This is a genomic window from Streptomyces wuyuanensis, from assembly GCF_900103455.1.
GTDB classification, from domain to species: domain Bacteria; phylum Actinomycetota; class Actinomycetes; order Streptomycetales; family Streptomycetaceae; genus Streptomyces; species Streptomyces wuyuanensis.
In genome coordinates this window covers 43,817-61,219 of the sequence record NZ_FNHI01000001.1, presented here as the reverse complement: position 1 = coordinate 61,219, position 17,403 = coordinate 43,817, and the positions used below count along the sequence as shown (strand labels likewise).

The window sequence follows — 17,403 nt, the reverse complement described above, 5'->3', positions numbered from 1 at the left end:
CGGATGGAACCGATGCGGTTCGAGCGGTGTATGGAGGGCAGCGGGTCGTTCACAGCACCTTGCTCAGTGCTCTGTCGCGGACCATGAGCGCGGCTCGCTTGTCGGGAAGGTCGACTTCCGCGGAGAAGCGGAAGCCGGCGCTGAGGAAGGCGGAGACGGAGGGGGTGTTGCGCAGGTCGGGTTCGGCGATGACGCGTCCGCAGCGGGGACGGTGGTCGAGCACGTGATCGGCTGCGGCCCGCAGCAGGGTCGTGCCGACGCCGCGGCCGCGGTCCGCCACGCCTCCGATGAGGAGGTGGATGCCGGTGTCGTGGGGCCGGGCCGGGTAGTGGCGCGCCAGCGGGTCGAGGTCGGCACGGTAGATCTCGAAGTAGCCCGTCGGTACGCCGTCGAGCACGCCGAGGCAGGGGACGCTGCGGCCGTCCCCGGCCAGCTGGCTGCCGAGGTGCGCCTCGGTGACGGATTCCGGTCCGGCCAGTTCCCAGAAGGCCGCGACGGCGGGGTCGTTCATCCAACGGCTGATCAGTTGCAGATCGCGCTCGATCCGGACGGGCACGAGCTGGAAGGAACCGATAGGGGTGGCGACCGCGCCCCACTCGGCGAGGGCGTCCAGCAGGTCTTCGCCGTGGAAGGGCACGAGGTCGGGGGGTTTGCCCTCGGGACCGTCGGGTGGTGTCGTGCCCGGGGGGCCCTGGTCGGCCGCTGCCGGAGGGCCGGATTGCCGGTCCTCTTCGAAGAGCGCCACGAATTCGTCGGGCAGCCGCAGTTCGAGGGTGTCCTCCACGCCGCCTCCGGTGGAGGAGGTGGAGGAGCCGCCTGTCTCGGCGCTCGCGTCGGTGGGAGGCACGGGTGGCGCTCTCCTCTCGGCAGTTCGGCGGGCCGGTTGTCATGGGTGCCGGTCGCGGGTGGTCGGTTTCCTTCGGAGGCGTATGTGCTGGGGAGGCGGATGCCCTTCGGGATGGGTATCCCTCAGGAGTTGAGGGGGTTCGTGATCGTGACGTAGACGGACTGGGTGTCGACCGGGCCGACGAGCTCGTCGAGGCCGTGGAGCCGGGTGAGGAGGTTCGCCTTGCAGCGCAGAGTCGGGTTCTCCAGGAGCTGTTCCGGCAGCGGTGAGCCGAGGCCACGGGCCGAACCGAGGAAGCGGCGGAAGGCCGCGATGAGTACGCGCTCGTCGGCGAGCCGCTGCGCGCCGAAGGCGCCGATGAGACCGAGGACGTTGTTGATGCCGAGGTAGTACGCGAAGCGCTCGTCCGTGACGTCGTCGTCGACGAAGGTGTCGCTGACGGTGCCGATGCCGGGAAGCCGGCGGTCGAGCTCGGCACGGCGCGACTGGCGGAAGTAGTAGCCCTGGTTGTCCCGGTAGCGGCCGCCGGCGGGCCAACCCTGGGGATCGAGGATCACCAGGGTGTTCTGCTGGTGCGCTTCGAGGGCGACTCCGGCTGTGGCATCCAGCCACAGCACCGGACGCACGACCTGGTCGAGATAGCGGAGGAACCACTCGGCGGCGACGGCACCCGTGGGGCGGCCCGTGCGGGAGGCCAGCCCGCCGATGACCTCGGCGAGACGCGAGTGGATGCCCGTCCGGCCCGGCCAGGGCCGGGGGGCGGTGAGGGCTGCGAGGCAGACGGCGTCGTCCCCCGCGCCGAACGGATTGTGCCGGATCATGACGTCCAGTCCGGTCAGCGGCGTTCCGTCCGGGGCGTCCACGGCGAGCCATGCGGGGTCGCGGACGATGTCGAAGCGGGGGTGCGCGGCCCGCCATTGCGTACCCAGACCGCTGCGGAGGAGGCGGTGGACCTCCACTCCGCGGTGGAGTTCCTTGCGGAGGTTCTCACGACGGGAGTTGGTGATGCGCACGCCGAGCGAGAGCTTGAGCATGGCCGGTGCGCCGGGCCGGTGCACGGTACGGACGGACGAGGTGGGGTGCCATGGTTCACCGGCCGGGCCGAGATCGTGCAGCAGGTCCGCGTCGAACAACGCGGTGGCTTCCGGGCGGTGGGCCACTTCGCGGGCCTGCCAGGGGTGCAGCGGCAGGGCCACGGTTCCCGGAGGGAGGCGAAGGTCGCCGGCCAGCCGGGAGGCGAGTTGCTCGGCGGGCACCATGCGGCCTTCTTCCGTCCAGGCCGAGTCGCCGGCCAGCACGGCCCGGTCGACGGCCAGCCAGTGGAGCGGGAAGGAGCCGTACAACTCCGGCGAGTAGAGCCGGGCTTCGGCGTCGGAGAGCCCTTCGCGGCTCTTCGGAGTGGGGTGCAGCGGATGCCCCAGGATCAGTGACTGCTCGGCCGTCAGGAAGAGGTCGGCGCCGTGCTGCGGGCCGGGGCGCCGCCGTCGGTCGTCGATGAACTCGGCCGTGCGGCGGACGGAGTCCGCGACACGTCCGGCGAGGTCGACCGCCTCGGACCGGTTCCCTTCCGCGTCCCCCCTCGCCGGCCCGCCGGTTCCGGCGCCGCTGCCGCCCTGCTCACGGGTGAGGAGAACGGCGACGGTGACGGCGTCGGCGGGGGGCGCCTCGGTCGGAGCGCCTTCGATAGCGGGCGGGCCGAAACGGTGCCAGCCGGCGAAGGACCAGTGGAGGACGGGCACGAGCAGGGCGGTGCCGCTTGCGTGGAGCGGGATGCGCAGGACGTCGCCCTCGGGCGCGGGCAGGTTGTTCTCCCGGGCCCAGCAGCGCAGGAGGTTCTCGACGGCTCCCGCGTCGGCGGCGACCAGGGGGTCGGGGTGGTCGAGCGGATCGGCCGCCGCTCCCGTCGGGGTGCCGGCGGGCGCTTCCGCCGTCTCCGTGGCCGTGCCCGGTGCGGGAACGGCGTCCTGCGCCTCCGGGGACCCCGACGACTGCCGCGGCACCGTCGCCGGCTCGACCGTGAGGGGGACGGCCGCCGTCCCGTTCTGCCCCGTGTGGTGGTCCGCGGTGGGACGGCCGTCGGGTGCTGGGGTGTCGGCAGCGGGGGTGTGGTTCACGGGGACTTCCTTGTGGTGTCGTCCGGGATCACTGAGACGGTCCGGTGTCGTGGCGGAGGTGCGGTGCGCTCACGGCCGCTTCCAGAGAGTCGGCGAAGCGGTCCAGGACCGCCTGGGCCTGTTCGTCGGTGAGCGTGAGGGGAGGCAGCAGACGGACGACGCCGGAGTGGCGTCCGCCGAGTTCGACGATGAGCCCGCGGCGCAGGCATTCCCGCTGCACGGCGGCGGCGAGGGCGGGGTCGGCCGGCGGGACGTCGGCCTGCGTGTCGTCGGAGTCGGGGTTCACGAGCTCGACGCCGATCATCAGCCCCCTGCCGCGTACGTCGCCGATGCAGCGGTGGGCGGCGGCGAGGCCCTGGAGCTGCCCCAGCATCCGCGCACCGAGGGTGGCGGCCCGTTCCGCGAGCCGGTTCTCCCGCACGAAGGACAGAGTGGCCGCGCCCGCCGCCATGGCGAGCTGGTTGCCGCGGAACGTCCCGGCGTGGGCACCGGGCTGCCAGACATCCAGATCGGCGCGGTAGACGATCACGGCAAGCGGAAGGGAACCGCCGATGGCCTTGGAGAGCACCATCACGTCGGGGACGATCCCGCTGTGCTCGACGGCCCAGAAGGCCCCGGTGCGGCCCACCCCGGTCTGCACCTCGTCGGCGATCAGCGGGATGGAGCGGGACGCGGTGATCTCGCGCATCCGCCGCAGCCACCCGTCGGGGGCGGGGATGACCCCGCCCTCGCCCTGCACGGGTTCGAGGATCATGCCGGCGGGCGCGGGGACGCCGCCCTTGGGATCGTCCAGCAGATTCTCGGTCCAGCGGGCGGCGAGTTCGGCGCCGCGTTCGCCGCCGGCCCCGAAGGGGCAGCGGTAGTTCTGCGGATAGGGCAGCCGTGTGACGCGGACGTCCGCCGCGCCCCCCGAGGCGTCCAGTGCCCCGGCGGTCATGCCGTGGTACGCGCCGGTGAACGCGAGGAGCCCGGTACGGCCGGTCGCCGTGCGGACCAGTTTGAGGGCGGCCTCGACGGCATCCGTCCCGGCCGGCCCGCAGAACTGGATGCGGGCGTCGTCGGCGAGCGGCCGCGGCAGCGTGGCGAACAGTTCGGTGGTGAACGCGTCCTTGACCGGCGTGGCGAGATCGAGGACGTGCAGCGGCGCTCCGGAGGCGAGCACCTTCTTGATCGCTTCCAGGACGACGGGGTGGTTGTGGCCGAGGGCGAGGGTGCCGGCGCCCGAGAGGCAGTCGAGGTACCGCCGTCCGTCCGCGCCCTCGATCGTCAGGCCTCTGGCCCGTACCGGAACGATGGGCAGCGAGCGGGCATAGGTACGGGCCGCCGACTCACGGAGCGACTGGCGGCGCAGGATGCCTTCGTGCGCTACGGGCTGTGCCGGCGGTGCGGGATCGGTCACGGCCACGGTTGTTCGTCCTCCGACTGTCACGGTTGTGTCGCGCCTCGGTACGGCGGTCGACCGCCGCAGCACGACGGTGAACGCTGAAACCCGCGTCCCCCGTCCGTACCAACGACGCCGGAAGCGGGGGATCACGGTCATTCCGGAAGATCCTTGAGCCCGGGAACCACGGCCCTGCCGCTCGCCGTCCCCATCGGCACCGGCATAGTGGGGGGCCGCATTGCGGCCCCGGCAGCGTCGCCGGGATGTGCGCAGGCAATCTCGTTCCGTACGCACACAACTGATGAAGTCCCAGGGGGATCACCACATGCGACCCAATCGCCCGATCTTCGCCGCACGCCGTGGGGGGAACGCCGCTCGCAGGCCGGTGTTCGCCGCGGCCGCGCTCGCGGCCGCGCTCGCGCTGACGGCAACGGCCTGCGGCCCCGGTGAGGACAGTGCGGCGGACAAGCCCAGCACCCCGGCGACGGCGGGCGGTTCCACCGACGGGAAGATAACGATTCCGGACGATCTCAAGGACCGGCTCAAGGAGCACGGGATCGACCTGGACAAGTGGCGCAACGGCGAGTGGAAGAACTGGGACAAGGACACCTGGCTCCGCGAGGCCAAGGACTTCGTCAACCCGATCATCGAGGACCTCTGGAACCCGGACCGGATGCGCGAGGCCGAGGAGCCCGCCAAGCCGGTCGAGGAGGAGGACATCTCCGGTGACGAGGGCGTCACCGACCCCACGCCGCAGCCGGTCGAGGCCACTGCGGTGGCCGCGCCCTACCACGGCAACGCCCCCGAGGCCGGGAAGGTCTTCTTCGACGGTCCCAAGGGTTCGATGGTCTGTTCCGCGACCGTCGTGAAGGACCCGGCCAACCCCGGCAAGTCCAACATGGTGTGGACCGCCGGCCACTGCGTCCACGCGGGCAAGGAGGGCGGCTGGTACCGCAACATCGCCTTCGTCCCGTCGTACAACAACAGCGCGAAGACCACCACCAAGGGGGACTCGAAGGAGCAGGTGGCTCCCTACGGCGTGTGGTGGGGCGACTGGGCCCAGACCTCGGAGCAGTGGATCTCGCAGGGTGCGGCGACGGGCGGCCGGGGCGCGCCGTACGACTTCGCCGTGATCCATGTGACGCCCGAGAAGGGCGGCAACGGCAAGTCGCTGGAGGAGACGGTCGGTTCGGCGCTTCCGGTCGACTTCAACGCTCCGGCCGTGCCGAAGATCGCCGCCATGAAGGCGACCGGCTTCCCGGCGGCGCCGCCGTTCGACGGCGAGCGGATGTTCCAGTGCGAGGACAAGCCGGGCCGGCTGTCGCTCAAGGTCGAGGAGCCGACGATGTACCGCATCGGCTGCACCATGACCGGCGGTTCGTCCGGTGGCGGCTGGGTCGCGGCGGGCAAGGACGGCAAGCCCGCGCTGGTCTCGAACACCTCGATCGGCCCGGTGACGGCGGGCTGGCTCGCCGGACCGCGCCTGGGGCAGGAGGCCAAGGGCATCTACGACGCGGTCAGCAGGAAGTTCGCGGGCCGATAGTCGTCGCCGCGGGCCCCGGACTCACCGGGGCCCTTCCGGCGCGTTGCCGCCCGCCTACGAAGCAGGTGCGCGTGGAGACTCCGTGCAGGTCGCGCGTGGGGACTCCGGTGCAGGGGCGGCCGCCGCCCGTCCGCGGACAGCCGGCCCTGACGGAGAGGCCCTTGGAGTGGGTGTCACCACGGGCGGTTCACGGATGACCGCCCTTTCGCGCACCCATACAAGTGACACGTTCATGGCAAGTACATTCAGGGGGAAACGTTCTCATGCGATCCATACGCCCGCTCCCGGCAGTCATCGGCATGGTCGCGGCGCTCTCGCTCACGGCCACGGCGTGCGGTCCGGGCGAGGACGCCGCCGCGGACAAGCCCGCCGCGTCCGCCACTGCCGACGCCGGCGCCGCGATTCCGGCCGACCTCGCCGACCGGCTCGCGGAGCACGGCGTCGACCTGGACGAATGGAAGAACGGCGAGTGGAGGAACTGGGACAAGGACACCTGGCTCCGCGAGGCCAAGGACTTCGTCAACCCGATGATCAAGGGGCTCTGGAAGCCGGAGCGGATGAAGGAGGCCGAGTCCCCGCAGAGGACGATGGCCGCGGGTGAGGTCTCGGGCGACCAGGGCGTCACCGACCCGGAGCCGAGGCCGGTTCGGGCCAAGCCGGAGTCGAAGCCGTACCACCGCAACGCCGCACCGGTCGGCAAGGTGTTCTTCGACGCGCCCCAGGGCTCCATGGTGTGCTCCGCCACGGTCGTCAAGGACCCGGCGAACCCGGGCAGGTCCAACCTCGTGTGGACCGCGGGGCACTGTGTGCACGCCGGCCGGGAGGGCGGCTGGTACCGCAACATCACGTTCGTCCCGGCGTACAACGACCTGGGCAAGTCCCCGGCCGAGCTCCGGAACGCCCAGCCGCAGGAGATCGCGCCGTACGGCGTCTACTGGGCGGACTGGGTCGCGACCTCGGGCGAGTGGATCTCCGAGGGCGGGCCGACGGGCGGCGGCGGAGCCCCGTACGACTACGCGGTCATGCACGTGAAGCCGGAGCGGGGCACCAAGTCCCTCGAGGAGACCGTCGGCGCGGCCCTCGACGTCGAGTTCGACGCGCCGGAGGCCAAGGAGATCCCCGCGATGGGAGCCTGGGGCTACCCCGCGGCACCGCCCTACGACGGCCTGATCATGCACAAGTGCATCGACCGGCCCGGGCGGCTGTCCCTCGGCCCGGGAACGCCCACGATGTGGCGCATCGGCTGCTCCATGACCGGCGGTTCGTCCGGTGGCGGCTGGGTCGCCACCCAGCCGGACGGCAAGCCCGCGCTGGTCTCCAACACCTCGATCGGCCCGGTGACGGCGGGCTGGCTCGCCGGACCGCGCCTCGGCGAAGGGGCGAAGGAGATCTACACGACGATGAGCGAGAAGTTCGCGGGCAGGTGACCCCGAGGGCCGTCGGCCGCGCTGTGCCGGCCCACGGCCCGCGCCCCGAAGGCCGGGGCACACGCGCCGCATGAACCACGAAGGCCCGCCCCGGAAGGGGCGGGCCTCGCGTTGTCGTCGGGCGGTACGGGCCCGGCAGGCTCAGCGCGCCGCCGGGACGTACGGCCCCAGCGCCGCGGCGAGCTTCTCGTGGACCCGCGCCTTGAGCAGCGTGCCTTCGGAGGTGTGCTCCTCGGAGAGCACCTCTCCGTCCGCGTGGACGCGCGAGACGAGCGCCCCCTGCGTGTACGGCAGCAGGACCTCGATCTCGACCTGCGGGCGCGGCAGTTCGGCGTCGATGATCCCGAGGAGCTCGTCGATCCCCGCGCCCGTACGGGCCGAGACGGCGATGGCGCGCCGCTCGATGCGCAGCAGGCGCTGCAGCACCAGCGGATCGGCCGCGTCCGCCTTGTTGATCACGACGATCTCGGGCACGTCCAGCGCGCCGACGTCCCGGATCACCTCGCGCACGGCGGCCAGTTGCTCCTCCGGTGCGGGGTGCGACCCGTCGACCACGTGCAGGATGAGATCGGACTCGCCGACCTCCTCCATCGTGGAGCGGAACGCCTCGACGAGGTGGTGCGGCAGGTGCCGGACGAATCCGACGGTGTCGGCCAGCGTGTATTGCCTGCCGCTCGGCGTCTCGGCCCGCCGCACGGTCGGGTCCAGGGTGGCGAACAGCGCGTTCTCCACCAGGACACCGGCGCCGGTGAGGCGGTTGAGCAGCGAGGACTTGCCCGCGTTGGTGTAGCCCGCGATCGCCACGGACGGGACCTTGTGCCGCTTGCGCTCCTGCCGCTTGATCTCGCGGCCGGTCTTCATCTCCGCGATCTCCCGGCGCATCTTCGCCATCTTCTCGCGGATCCGGCGCCGGTCCGTCTCGATCTTGGTCTCACCGGGGCCACGGGTGGCCATGCCGCCGCTGCCGCCGCCCATCTGCCGGGACAGCGACTGGCCCCAGCCGCGCAGCCGGGGAAGCATGTACTGCATCTGCGCCAGCGCCACCTGCGCCTTGCCCTCACGGGACTTGGCGTGCTGCGCGAAGATGTCCAGGATCAGGGCGGTCCGGTCGACCACCTTGACCTTGACGATGTCCTCAAGGTGGATCAGCTGGCCCGGGCTGAGCTCACCGTCACAGACGACGGTGTCGGCTCCGCTGTCGAGCACGATGTCGCGCAGCTCGTTCGCCTTGCCCGAACCGATGTACGTGGCCGGGTCCGGCTTGTCACGGCGCTGGATCACGCCGTCCAGCACGAAGGCTCCCGCCGTCTCGGCGAGGGCGGCCAGCTCCGCGAGGGAGTTCTCCGCGTCCTGGGCGGTCCCGGAGGTCCACACACCGACGAGCACCACGCGCTCGAGACGCAGCTGCCGGTACTCGACCTCGGTGACGTCCTCGAGCTCGGTGGAGAGGCCCGCCACGCGTCGCAGCGCGGCACGGTCGGAGCGGTCGAACTGGTCACCGTCCCGCTCTCCGTCGATCTCGTGGCTCCAGGCGACGTCCTCTTCCATCAGGGCATCGGCCCGAAGGCTCTCGGTGCGGGGGATCTCCGCGAAGCTCTGCGCGTCCTGGGAAGTGGATGAAGAGGAGGTCATTGGATCCTTACGTCGATGGAAAGCTGATGCGGACCGTATGCGCTCGGCATGCTGCCGCGATTGTCACAACGCGTCACGGTCCCGGAACATTCCCGGTGTGCCGCGCCGGGGCGGACGGGCCGGTGCGGAACCGTCCTCCTTCCGGAGGGGCCTGCCCGGCGACGCCGCCGACGAGTCGATGGTCCCACGGCGCCGCCGCGGCCGTCACCCCGGTTTTCCCGGCCCGGCACGGGGCTCCCGGGCGGCCGGGGACACTCAGTGCTTGGCCGGTGCGGCATTGCGCCGGGACGACGGGGCCTCGCTGCGCCAGTCCGGGTGCCCGGGCATCTTCGGGGTCTTCGCCCCGTAGAGCCAGCCCCTGAAGAACCCGGTCAGATCGCGGCCCGAGACCCGCTGGGCGAGAGCGGTGAAGTCCGCAGTCGTCGCCGTGCCGTCCCGGTGCTCGGCCACCCAGGCCCGCTCCAGCGTCTCGAAAGCGTCCTTGCCGATCTCCTGTCGCAGTGCGTAGAGGACCAGCGCGCTGCCGTCGTACACGATCGGCCGGAACAGCCCGAGCTGCTGGCCCGGGGCCGCGGGCTTCGGGGCTGCCGGCGGGCCGCCGGCGGCCCGCCAGCCGTCCGACTGCGCGTACGCCTCTCGCATCTGCTCCTTGAGCGGCTGCTTGGCGTGCTCCTCCGCGTACAGCGAGCCGTACCAGGTGGCGTGGCCCTCGTTGAGCCAGAGGTCCGACCAGGTCCGCGGGGTGACGCTGTTCCCGAACCACTGGTGGGCGAGCTCGTGCACCATGACCGACTCGACGTACCACTTCGGGTAGCGGGCGTCGGTGAACATCGACATCTCGAAGAGCGACAGCGTCTGGGTCTCCAGGGCGAACCCGGTCTCGGCCTGTGCCAGGAGCACTCCGTACGTCTCGAACGGATAGCGTCCGACCTTGTTCTCCATCCAGGTGATGTGCGCGGGGGTCTTCCGGAGCCAGGGCTCGAGTCGTGCGCGCTGCGCCGCGGGGACGACATCCCGCAGCGGCAGGCCGTGCGGGCCCTCGCGGCGGAGCACGGCGGACTTGCCGATGCTGACCTGGGCCAGCTCGGTCGCCATGGGGTGCCGGGTGCGGTAGACCCAGGTCTTGGTGGCGGCCTTGGCACCGCCTCCGCGGACGGCAGGGACCGGAAGTCCGTTGGCCACGGCCGTCAGCCCTGTCGGGGCCGTGACGCGGAAGGTGAAGAACGCCTTGTCGGCAGGGTGGTCGTTGCACGGGAAGACGCGGTGGGCGGCGTCGGCCTGGTTCGCCATCGCCAGGCCGTCGGCCGTACGCACCCAGCCGCCGGCGTCCCCGCCCTTCGGATCACTGGTGTGGGTGACGGTGATGGCGAGCGGGGTGCCGGCGTCCACGGCCTGCCGCGGGGTGATCACCAGGTCCTCGCCGGCAGTCGTGAACTCGGCGCTGCCGCCGTTCACCTCGACCGCCCGTACGGTGCCGCTGGTGAAGTCGAGGTTGATCCGCTCCAGGCGCTTTGTGGCCCGTGCGTCGATCTTCGTCACGGCGTCCAGCGGCTTGCTGTTGGCGCGATAGGTGAAGGCGATGTCGTAGGTGAGCACGTCGTACCCGGGATTGCCCAGGTGCGGGAACAGCGGATCTCCGATACCCAGCGGTTCGGGACCGGGCAGTACGGCGGCGACCAGCGTGGCCGAGGCGGCGACGAGCAGCGCCGCCCGCAGGCGTCGTGAGGTGAGCAGCATGCCCTCACCGCTACCAGCGCGGGGAACGCGGACCGTGACGGCTCGCTCCGCGCACACCCGAACGGCGTCAGGCGGCCGGGGCGGGGCGCGCGTATCCGCGCCCGCAGGAGCCGATGGCTCAGGCGGAGGCCGGGTGCTGGGCGCGGCTCACGTCGTACACCCCTGCCACGTCGCGCATCGCCCGCATCAGCGCGGGAAGCCCGGCGGCGTCCTGGAGCTGGAGCGTGTACGTGTGGCGTACGCGCTGCTCGCTCGGCGGTTCGACGGTGGCGGAGACGACCGCCGCCCCGGCGGTCGCGATGGCCTCGGTGAGATCGGCGAGGAGGCGCGGTCTGCCGAACGCCTCGGCGACCAGCGTGACGCGGCACTCCGCCGCCCGGCCCCAGCGCACCTCGACCGGCTCCCGCCCCATGGCGCGCATGCGGGACACGCCGGGACACTCGCCGCGGTGCACGGTGACGGCGCCGCCACGGACCGCGAACCCGGTCACCACGTCGGGCGGCACCGGGGTACAGCATCCGGCGAGCCGGACGGTGGCGGCCGGGAGTCCGGGCGCCTCGGCCACGGCGTTCGCGGCAGCGCGCCGGCCCCCGCCGGGGGACGTGGGCGCGCGGGGCGCGGCGGCCTGCGGCTTGGCGGCCTCCGGGTGCTCGGCGAGCCAGCCGGTGATCGCGATCCGGGCCGCGGGGGTCCGCGCGTGGTCGAGCCAGTCCGGGGACGGGCCGGAGGCGGCGTCCTGGGCGAGCAGCGGCTGGACCGTGTCGCCGTCGCCCAGCCGGGTGGCGAGCGCGGCGAGCCGGCCGTTGACCCGGGCCCCGACGCAGGCGTGTGCCGCCTCGCCGTACTGGGCGTAGGCGGCGTCCACGCAGCTCGCCCCGGCGGGGAGCCCGAGGGTGCCGCCGTCCGCGCGGAACACGGTGATCTCGCGGTCCTCGGCGAGGTCCGCCTGCAGCGTGGTCCAGAAGGTGTCGGGGTCGGGCGCCGCCTCCTGCCACTCCAGCAGCCTGGAGAGCCAGCCCGGCCTGGTCGGGTCCGCGCGCTCTCCGTCCACCCCGGCGGAGGCGTCGGCAGCGCCGGCGGAGCCCGTGCCGTCCGCGGTGTCCACCACGGTGTACGGGTTGCCGAGGGCGACGACGCCGGCCTCGGCGACGCGGTGCATCTGGTGGGTACGGATGAGGACCTCGGCCACGGCGCCGTCGGAGCCCGCGACCGCGGTGTGCAGTGACTGGTACAGGTTGAACTTCGGGGCGGCGATGAAGTCCTTGAACTCGGAGATCAACGGCGTGAAGCAGGTGTGGAGTTCGCCGAGCACGGCGTAGCAGTCGGCGTCCTCGCCGACGAGGACGAGGAGGCGGCCGAAGTCCGTACCGGACAGGTCGCCGCGCTTGAGCCGTACGCGGTGCACGGAGACGAAGTGACGCGGCCGGACGAGCACTTCGGCCTGGATGCCCGCATCCCGCAGGACGGTCCTGACGCTCTCGGCGACGGCGGCGAGGGCGTCACCGGCGTCGGCGTTCTCCGCGATGAGCGCGCGGGTGCGTTCGTACTCCTCGGGGTGGAGGATCGCGAAGACCAGGTCCTCCAGTTCGGTCTTGAGCGCCTGGACGCCGAGCCGCTCCGCCAGCGGGATCAGCACGTCGCGGGTGACCTTGGCGATGCGTGCCTGCTTCTCGGGGCGCATCACGCCGAGGGTGCGCATGTTGTGCAGTCGGTCGGCGAGTTTGATGGACATGACCCGGACGTCGTTGCCGGTGGCGACGAGCATCTTCCGGAAGGTCTCGGGCTCGGCGGCGGCGCCGTAGTCGACCTTCTCCAGCTTGGTCACTCCGTCGACGAGGTAGCAGACCTCCTCGCCGAACTCCGTCCGCACCTGGTCGAGCGTCACATCGGTGTCCTCGACGGTGTCGTGGAGGAGCGAGGCGGTCAAGGTCGTGGTCTCGGCGCCGAGTTCGGCGAGGATGAGGGTCACGGCCAGCGGATGCGTGATGTACGGCTCTCCGCTCTTGCGGAACTGCCCGCGGTGCGAGGACTCGGCGAGGACGTACGCCCGGCGCAGGATCGCCAGATCGGCATCGGGGTGGTGGGCGCGATGCGCCTCCGCGACGTGGCCGATGGCGTCCGGGACCCGGTCCCGTGCCGTGGGGCCCAGCAGGGCGGCTCTGCCCAGCCGACGGAGGTCGAGCCTGGGGCGGGCGCGTCGGCGGCTGGGAGCACCAGGATTGGTGGCCTCTGCACTCATGGGGCACCTCCGGCAGCGTCGACCGGCGGTGGGTGGAGCAGGCGTGCCCTCCCTGCCGGTGCTTGATGCTACCGAGCCCACCACGTAGCCGAGTTCACCTCTCGCTCAGCGTGAATCGGATCACCCATTCGAGCGATGGCTGAGGCGATGTCCGTTCCCATCGGCAGCGCGGTGCGTACGACACGGGGTCGGGACGGCACTGCCGTGCGTCCGTTTCACGGGGCGCGGGCGCTGCGCTCGGTCAGGCCGGGACGGCAAGCAGCGCGGGGTCGATGTGTCCCTCGGCGACGATCACGGCGGGGCCGGTCATCTCGATCTCGCCGTCGGGGTGCTCGGTGATGACCAGCCGACCGCCCGGGAGATCCACCGTGTACCTGACGGGGGCGCCGGTCACGGCCGGATCGGCACCGTCCCTGCGCGCCGCCGCGACGGCGACTGCGCAGGCGCCGGTGCCGCACGACCGGGTCTCGCCGGAACCCCGCTCGTGCACCCGCATGGCGACATGACGCGGGCCGCGGTCGACGACGAACTCGACGTTCACCCCGTCCGGATACACCGAGGCCGGGGTGAACGGCGGGGGGGAGTACAGACTGCCGGCGTGGTCCAGGTCCTCGACGAACGCGACCGCGTGCGGATTGCCCATGTTCACGTTCCGCGCGGGCCAGCTGCGGCCGCCGACGGTGACCGTGACCCCGTCCTCCGGGAGCAGGGCCCGGCCCATGGCAACGGTGACGTCGCCGTCCTTGTCGATGTGCACCCGCTTGACGCCGCCACGCGTGGCGATCGCGAGATCGCCGGCGTCGACGAAGCCCGCGCGCTGGAGGTAGCGGGCGAACACCCGCACTCCGTTTCCGCACATCTCTGCGATCGAGCCGTCCGCGTTGCGGTAGTCCATGAACCACTCGGCCTCGCCCGCGTGGGTACGCGCCTCGGGGTGGGCGGCGGAGCGCACGACGTGCAGCAGTCCGTCACCGCCGATGCCCGCGCGGCGGTCGCACAGCGCGGCGACCAGGGAGGCGGGCAGCTCCAGCTCGTTGCCGGGGTCCGGGACGATCACGAAGTCGTTCTCGGTCCCGTGGCCCTTGAGGAAGGCGATCGGCGAGAGCGGCGGGGTGGGCGGGGTCGCGTCGCTGGTCACCCGACCATCGTACGGGGCGGCCCGGACACTCAGCGGAGCCGGGCCACGCGCCACACGGCGAGGGCGACGAGGGCGACGGCCACCGCCACGTAAAGGGCGATCACGCGCCAGTCGGGGCGCTCACCGGAACTCCGCTCCGGCAGGCCCGGCCAGGTGTGGCCGACACGGCGGGCGGCCATCATGCCCCAGCCGGCGGCACAGCAGCTGATCAGGAGACCGAGCATGGCGACGACCGCGCCGCCGTCCCCGGAACCGAAGGCGAGCGGGAAGGCGAACATCAGCGAACCGACGGCGGCGAGACCCACGATGGGAGCGAGCTGCCAGATCCTGAGCCGCCGCGGTGGACGCAGCTCCACCTCGACCTCGACCGAGGCGTCTGGGACCGAGCCGTCGGGGAGCAGGTCCCCGGCCTCGTCCGGGCCGTCGGGGCTCAGACGGGACAGGTCGTTCCGTGCCTGCTGTTCTCTGTCGCGAGGGCCGGCCTCCATCGCCACGCGCCCTCCCAACTCGGACCACTCGTCGATCGATGCTCGATGATGGCACGGCCCGGGGCAACGGAAGGACGGCCAAGGCGTCCCGATGCCATCACGTGATCAGGCTGTAACCGGTCGTTCGACCAACGCGAGAGCCCGCCCCGGAAGTTCCTCGCGGTCGGCGGCGGCGCCGCTCAGCCAGTGCACGCGCGGATCACGGCGAAACCACGAATCCTGGCGTCGCGCGAAACGCTTGGTGGCGCGGACGGTCTCGGCGCGCGCCTCGTCCTCGGTGCACTCTCCCGCGAGCGCCGCGAGCACCTGCTGGTAGCCGAGGGCGCGCGAGGCGGTGCGCCCCTCACGCAGGCCCCGAGCCTCCAGGGCACGCACCTCGTCGACGAGACCCGCCTCCCACATGCGGTCCACGCGCAGTGCGATGCGTTCGTCGAGCTCCGGACGTGCGACGTCCACCCCGATCTGGACGGTGTCGTACACCGCGTCGTGACCGGGGAGGTTGGCGGTGAAGGGCTTGCCGGTGATCTCGATCACCTCCAGGGCCCGGACGACGCGGCGGCCGTTGCCGGGCAGGATCGCGCGGGCGGCGTCCGGGTCGGCGACGGCGAGGCGCGCGTGCAGCGCGCCCGACCCGCGCTCCTCCAGCTCGGCCTCGAGCCGGGCGCGGACCTCGGGATCGGTGCCGGGGAACTCCAGCGCGTCGATCGCGCCGCGTACGTACAGCCCCGATCCGCCGACGAGGACGGGCGTGCGGCCCTCCGCGAGCAGCCGGTCGATCTCCGCGCGCGCCAGCCTCTGGTACTCGGCGACGCTCGCGGCCTCGGTGACCTCCCAGATGTCGAGGAGGTGGTGGGCGATCCCGCCGCGCTCCTCCTCCGGCAGCTTGGCGGTGCCGATGTCCATCCCGCGGTACAGCTGCATCGAGTCGGCGTTGACGACCTCTCCGCCGAGCTGCCGGGCCAGATGGACGCCCAGATCGGACTTGCCGGCCGCGGTGGGGCCGACGACGGCGATGACCCGCGGTGCGGGGGCTGCGCTTCTCACCGCCCCAGTCTCGCAAACGACCTCGGCCCTCCCCGAACGAGCTACGTGACGGCGCCCCCATGGGGTCGTTGCCTGTTGCGAGGTTCCGGCGACCGGTCACTGAACCGGCGCCTCCGGGGCGGAGCGATGGGCCGCTCCGGGCGGCGCGGAACTTCACCCACACGAGTAGGCTATGGAGCAGATATGGGCGTTTTTGCGAGGTTTCGCCGGAAAGCCAAAGGGGCTGTGGAGGCGTCGACCGAGGAATGCACGGCCGGCAGTACGGCGGCCGGCTCCGAGGACGGGACCACCGGGGAACCTGGCAAGGACGCCGCGAAGGTGAGGGAGCCGGTCGAGGTGTCCGCGGGCGAGGCCACCGTCGCCGCGGGTTCCGAGGAGGATGCCGGCGGCGGCGAGACCGCGGCCGGTGCCGGGTCCGGCACCGGGGAGGTCCCCGCGGCGGACGGGGCCGGGTCCTCGGACCCTGCCGGCTCCTCCGGGGCGGAGCAGGTCGAGATCCCGAAGCAGCAGTCCGTCGACGAGGCCGCGGACAACGAAGCCGGTGAAGGCGCCCGTAAGTAGATCCGGATGAGCGAAGGTGACCCATGGGCATCATGGACACGCTGAAGGCCAAGCTCGCCCCCGCCCGGGAGAAGGTCTCCGACCTCGCCCACCAGCACGGGCACAAGATCGAGCACGGTTTGGACAAGGCCGCGCGATCGGTCGACCATCGGACCAAGGGCAAGTACAGCGACAGGATCGAGTCGGGCACCGGCAAGGCCAAGCAGGCCCTGGACCGCCTCGCCCACAAGGACGACGGCACGCACAAGGGCGGCGAAGGCACCCCGCCGCCGGCTTCCTGAGAGTGCACGGCGGACGGCCGCGGAGTTCTGACTCCGCGGCCGTCCGGCGTCTCAGTGGCTCTCCGCCGTGTCCGGGGGGCGGGCGCCCCGGTCAGGGGAGCTCTCCCTGTCAGGACCAGGCCGCGACGAAGTAGCCGACGCCGTAGGGGGCGTCCGCGTAGAGGAGCTGTCCGGTCAGGCCGGCGCCCTCGGCGGCGCCCGCGAGGACCTGCCACGGTGCGCGGCCCGCCACCTGGAGCTCTCGGGCCAGTGACTCGTCCAGCGCCGCGAGCCCTGCCGTGTCGGCCGCTCTCAGCGCCCGGGCGGCCTCCTCGTCGAAGGGCGCCGCGCGTTCGTCCAGATATCCCGGTGCCTTCAGGCTGCGGCACGCGCTGCCGTCGCCCATGACGAGCAGCGCGACCCGGTGGGCCCGCCCGGCGAGCTCGCGTCCGGTTTCCGCGCAGCGTGCGGCGCTCATGCCGGTGTCCACGGCCAACCCCTCCACCGGGGCGACGGACCAGCCCGCACGGTCCAGGAGCCAGGCGCCGACGGCCAGCGCCATGGGCAGCCTTCCCTCCGGCGCAGGCCCTTCGGTGACGCCCAGGCGCACCCGGGCGTCCACGCCGAAGCCCTCGAAGGAGCCGGAAGTCCCCCGGGCAACGGTGCCGGGCCGATCGCCGGGGCCGGCGGGGCCCACCACGAGCACCACCTCGGGACGGGAGGCGGCCAGCACGCCCAACGCGTCGGCACAGGCGGTGCGGGCCGCGTCGAGCTCGGGCGCGGCGCCGGCGGCCACATCGGGCACCAGGAGCGGAGGGCTGGGGCAGACGGCAGCGGCGACAAGCATGATCGCAGCCTAGTGCGTGGCCGCTGGACGGACCCGGGCGCCCGGCGGTGACCCTCACCGGGCGCCGTGGCGCCTCACAGCGTGGTCGGCCCCCGCCGGTGCACGGCCCGGTTTGACGCCGCTGCCCCGTACCCCGCGTACCGCT

The 17,403-nt window shown here is 72.5% G+C and carries 14 protein-coding genes; 4 read left to right on the top strand and 10 right to left on the bottom strand.

Annotation, left to right across the window (positions count from 1 at the left end; all coding sequences use genetic code 11):
• Nucleotides 1-49: 49 nt before the first annotated feature.
• The 3 genes from BLT82_RS00255 to BLT82_RS00245 form a co-directional block, all read right to left on the bottom strand.
• Nucleotides 50-847: a GNAT family N-acetyltransferase gene (locus BLT82_RS00255; protein ID WP_093651708.1), complete on the bottom strand. Its 798-nt coding sequence runs from the start codon at nucleotides 845-847 to the stop codon at nucleotides 50-52.
• 122 nt (nucleotides 848-969) lie between these two features.
• Nucleotides 970-2,961: an IucA/IucC family protein gene (locus BLT82_RS00250; protein ID WP_093651707.1), complete on the bottom strand. Its 1,992-nt coding sequence runs from the start codon at nucleotides 2,959-2,961 to the stop codon at nucleotides 970-972.
• Nucleotides 2,962-2,989: 28 nt separating this feature from the next.
• Nucleotides 2,990-4,366 (bottom strand): diaminobutyrate--2-oxoglutarate transaminase family protein, encoded by a 1,377-nt coding sequence (locus tag BLT82_RS00245; RefSeq protein WP_093651706.1) that lies wholly within the window; start codon nucleotides 4,364-4,366, stop codon nucleotides 2,990-2,992.
• 301 nt (nucleotides 4,367-4,667) lie between these two features.
• Here BLT82_RS00245 and BLT82_RS00240 point away from each other — a divergent pair, with 301 nt between their 5' ends.
• Together BLT82_RS00240 and BLT82_RS00235 are read left to right on the top strand one after the other, a co-directional pair.
• On the top strand, nucleotides 4,668-5,885 hold the full coding sequence (locus BLT82_RS00240) for a trypsin-like serine peptidase (RefSeq protein ID WP_208867618.1): 1,218 nt from the start codon (nucleotides 4,668-4,670) through the stop codon (nucleotides 5,883-5,885).
• 263 nt (nucleotides 5,886-6,148) lie between these two features.
• A complete protein-coding gene (locus tag BLT82_RS00235) occupies nucleotides 6,149-7,312 on the top strand; it encodes a trypsin-like serine peptidase (RefSeq protein WP_093651704.1) in 1,164 nt (387 codons plus the stop codon).
• A 141-nt stretch (nucleotides 7,313-7,453) separates the two neighbouring features.
• On the opposite strand, the gene hflX is transcribed toward BLT82_RS00235, so the two are convergent.
• From hflX to miaA, 6 genes are all read right to left on the bottom strand, one after another.
• Nucleotides 7,454-8,944, bottom strand: a complete 1,491-nt coding sequence (hflX, locus tag BLT82_RS00230; RefSeq protein ID WP_093651703.1) for a GTPase HflX — start codon at nucleotides 8,942-8,944, stop codon at nucleotides 7,454-7,456.
• A 255-nt stretch (nucleotides 8,945-9,199) separates the two neighbouring features.
• Entirely contained in the window at nucleotides 9,200-10,681 is a 1,482-nt protein-coding gene (locus BLT82_RS00225; RefSeq protein WP_093651702.1) for a M1 family metallopeptidase, read from the bottom strand.
• 118 nt (nucleotides 10,682-10,799) lie between these two features.
• A complete protein-coding gene (locus BLT82_RS00220) occupies nucleotides 10,800-12,920 on the bottom strand; it encodes a RelA/SpoT family protein (RefSeq protein ID WP_093651701.1) in 2,121 nt (706 codons plus the stop codon).
• Nucleotides 12,921-13,161: 241 nt separating this feature from the next.
• Nucleotides 13,162-14,058, bottom strand: coding sequence for a diaminopimelate epimerase (gene dapF / locus BLT82_RS00210; RefSeq protein WP_093651700.1), 897 nt, complete (start codon nucleotides 14,056-14,058; stop codon nucleotides 13,162-13,164).
• Nucleotides 14,059-14,087: 29 nt separating this feature from the next.
• Nucleotides 14,088-14,546: a hypothetical protein gene (locus BLT82_RS00205; protein ID WP_093651699.1), complete on the bottom strand. Its 459-nt coding sequence runs from the start codon at nucleotides 14,544-14,546 to the stop codon at nucleotides 14,088-14,090.
• 105 nt (nucleotides 14,547-14,651) lie between these two features.
• The gene (miaA, locus tag BLT82_RS00200) at nucleotides 14,652-15,590 is read right to left on the bottom strand and encodes a tRNA (adenosine(37)-N6)-dimethylallyltransferase MiaA (protein WP_093651698.1); all 939 of its coding nucleotides are present in this window, start codon (nucleotides 15,588-15,590) and stop codon (nucleotides 14,652-14,654) included.
• A gap of 225 nt (nucleotides 15,591-15,815) precedes the next feature.
• Between miaA and BLT82_RS00195 the strand changes: the two genes are divergently transcribed.
• Together BLT82_RS00195 and BLT82_RS00190 are read left to right on the top strand one after the other, a co-directional pair.
• Nucleotides 15,816-16,151, top strand: a complete 336-nt coding sequence (locus tag BLT82_RS00195) for a hypothetical protein (protein WP_342029387.1) — start codon at nucleotides 15,816-15,818, stop codon at nucleotides 16,149-16,151.
• Between the two features lie 23 nt (nucleotides 16,152-16,174).
• Nucleotides 16,175-16,432 (top strand): antitoxin, encoded by a 258-nt coding sequence (locus tag BLT82_RS00190; RefSeq protein ID WP_093651696.1) that lies wholly within the window; start codon nucleotides 16,175-16,177, stop codon nucleotides 16,430-16,432.
• Between the two features lie 109 nt (nucleotides 16,433-16,541).
• Here BLT82_RS00190 and BLT82_RS00185 read toward each other — a convergent pair whose 3' ends face one another.
• Entirely contained in the window at nucleotides 16,542-17,258 is a 717-nt protein-coding gene (locus tag BLT82_RS00185) for a class III extradiol dioxygenase subunit B-like domain-containing protein (protein ID WP_093651695.1), read from the bottom strand.
• Nucleotides 17,259-17,403: the final 145 nt, after the last annotated feature.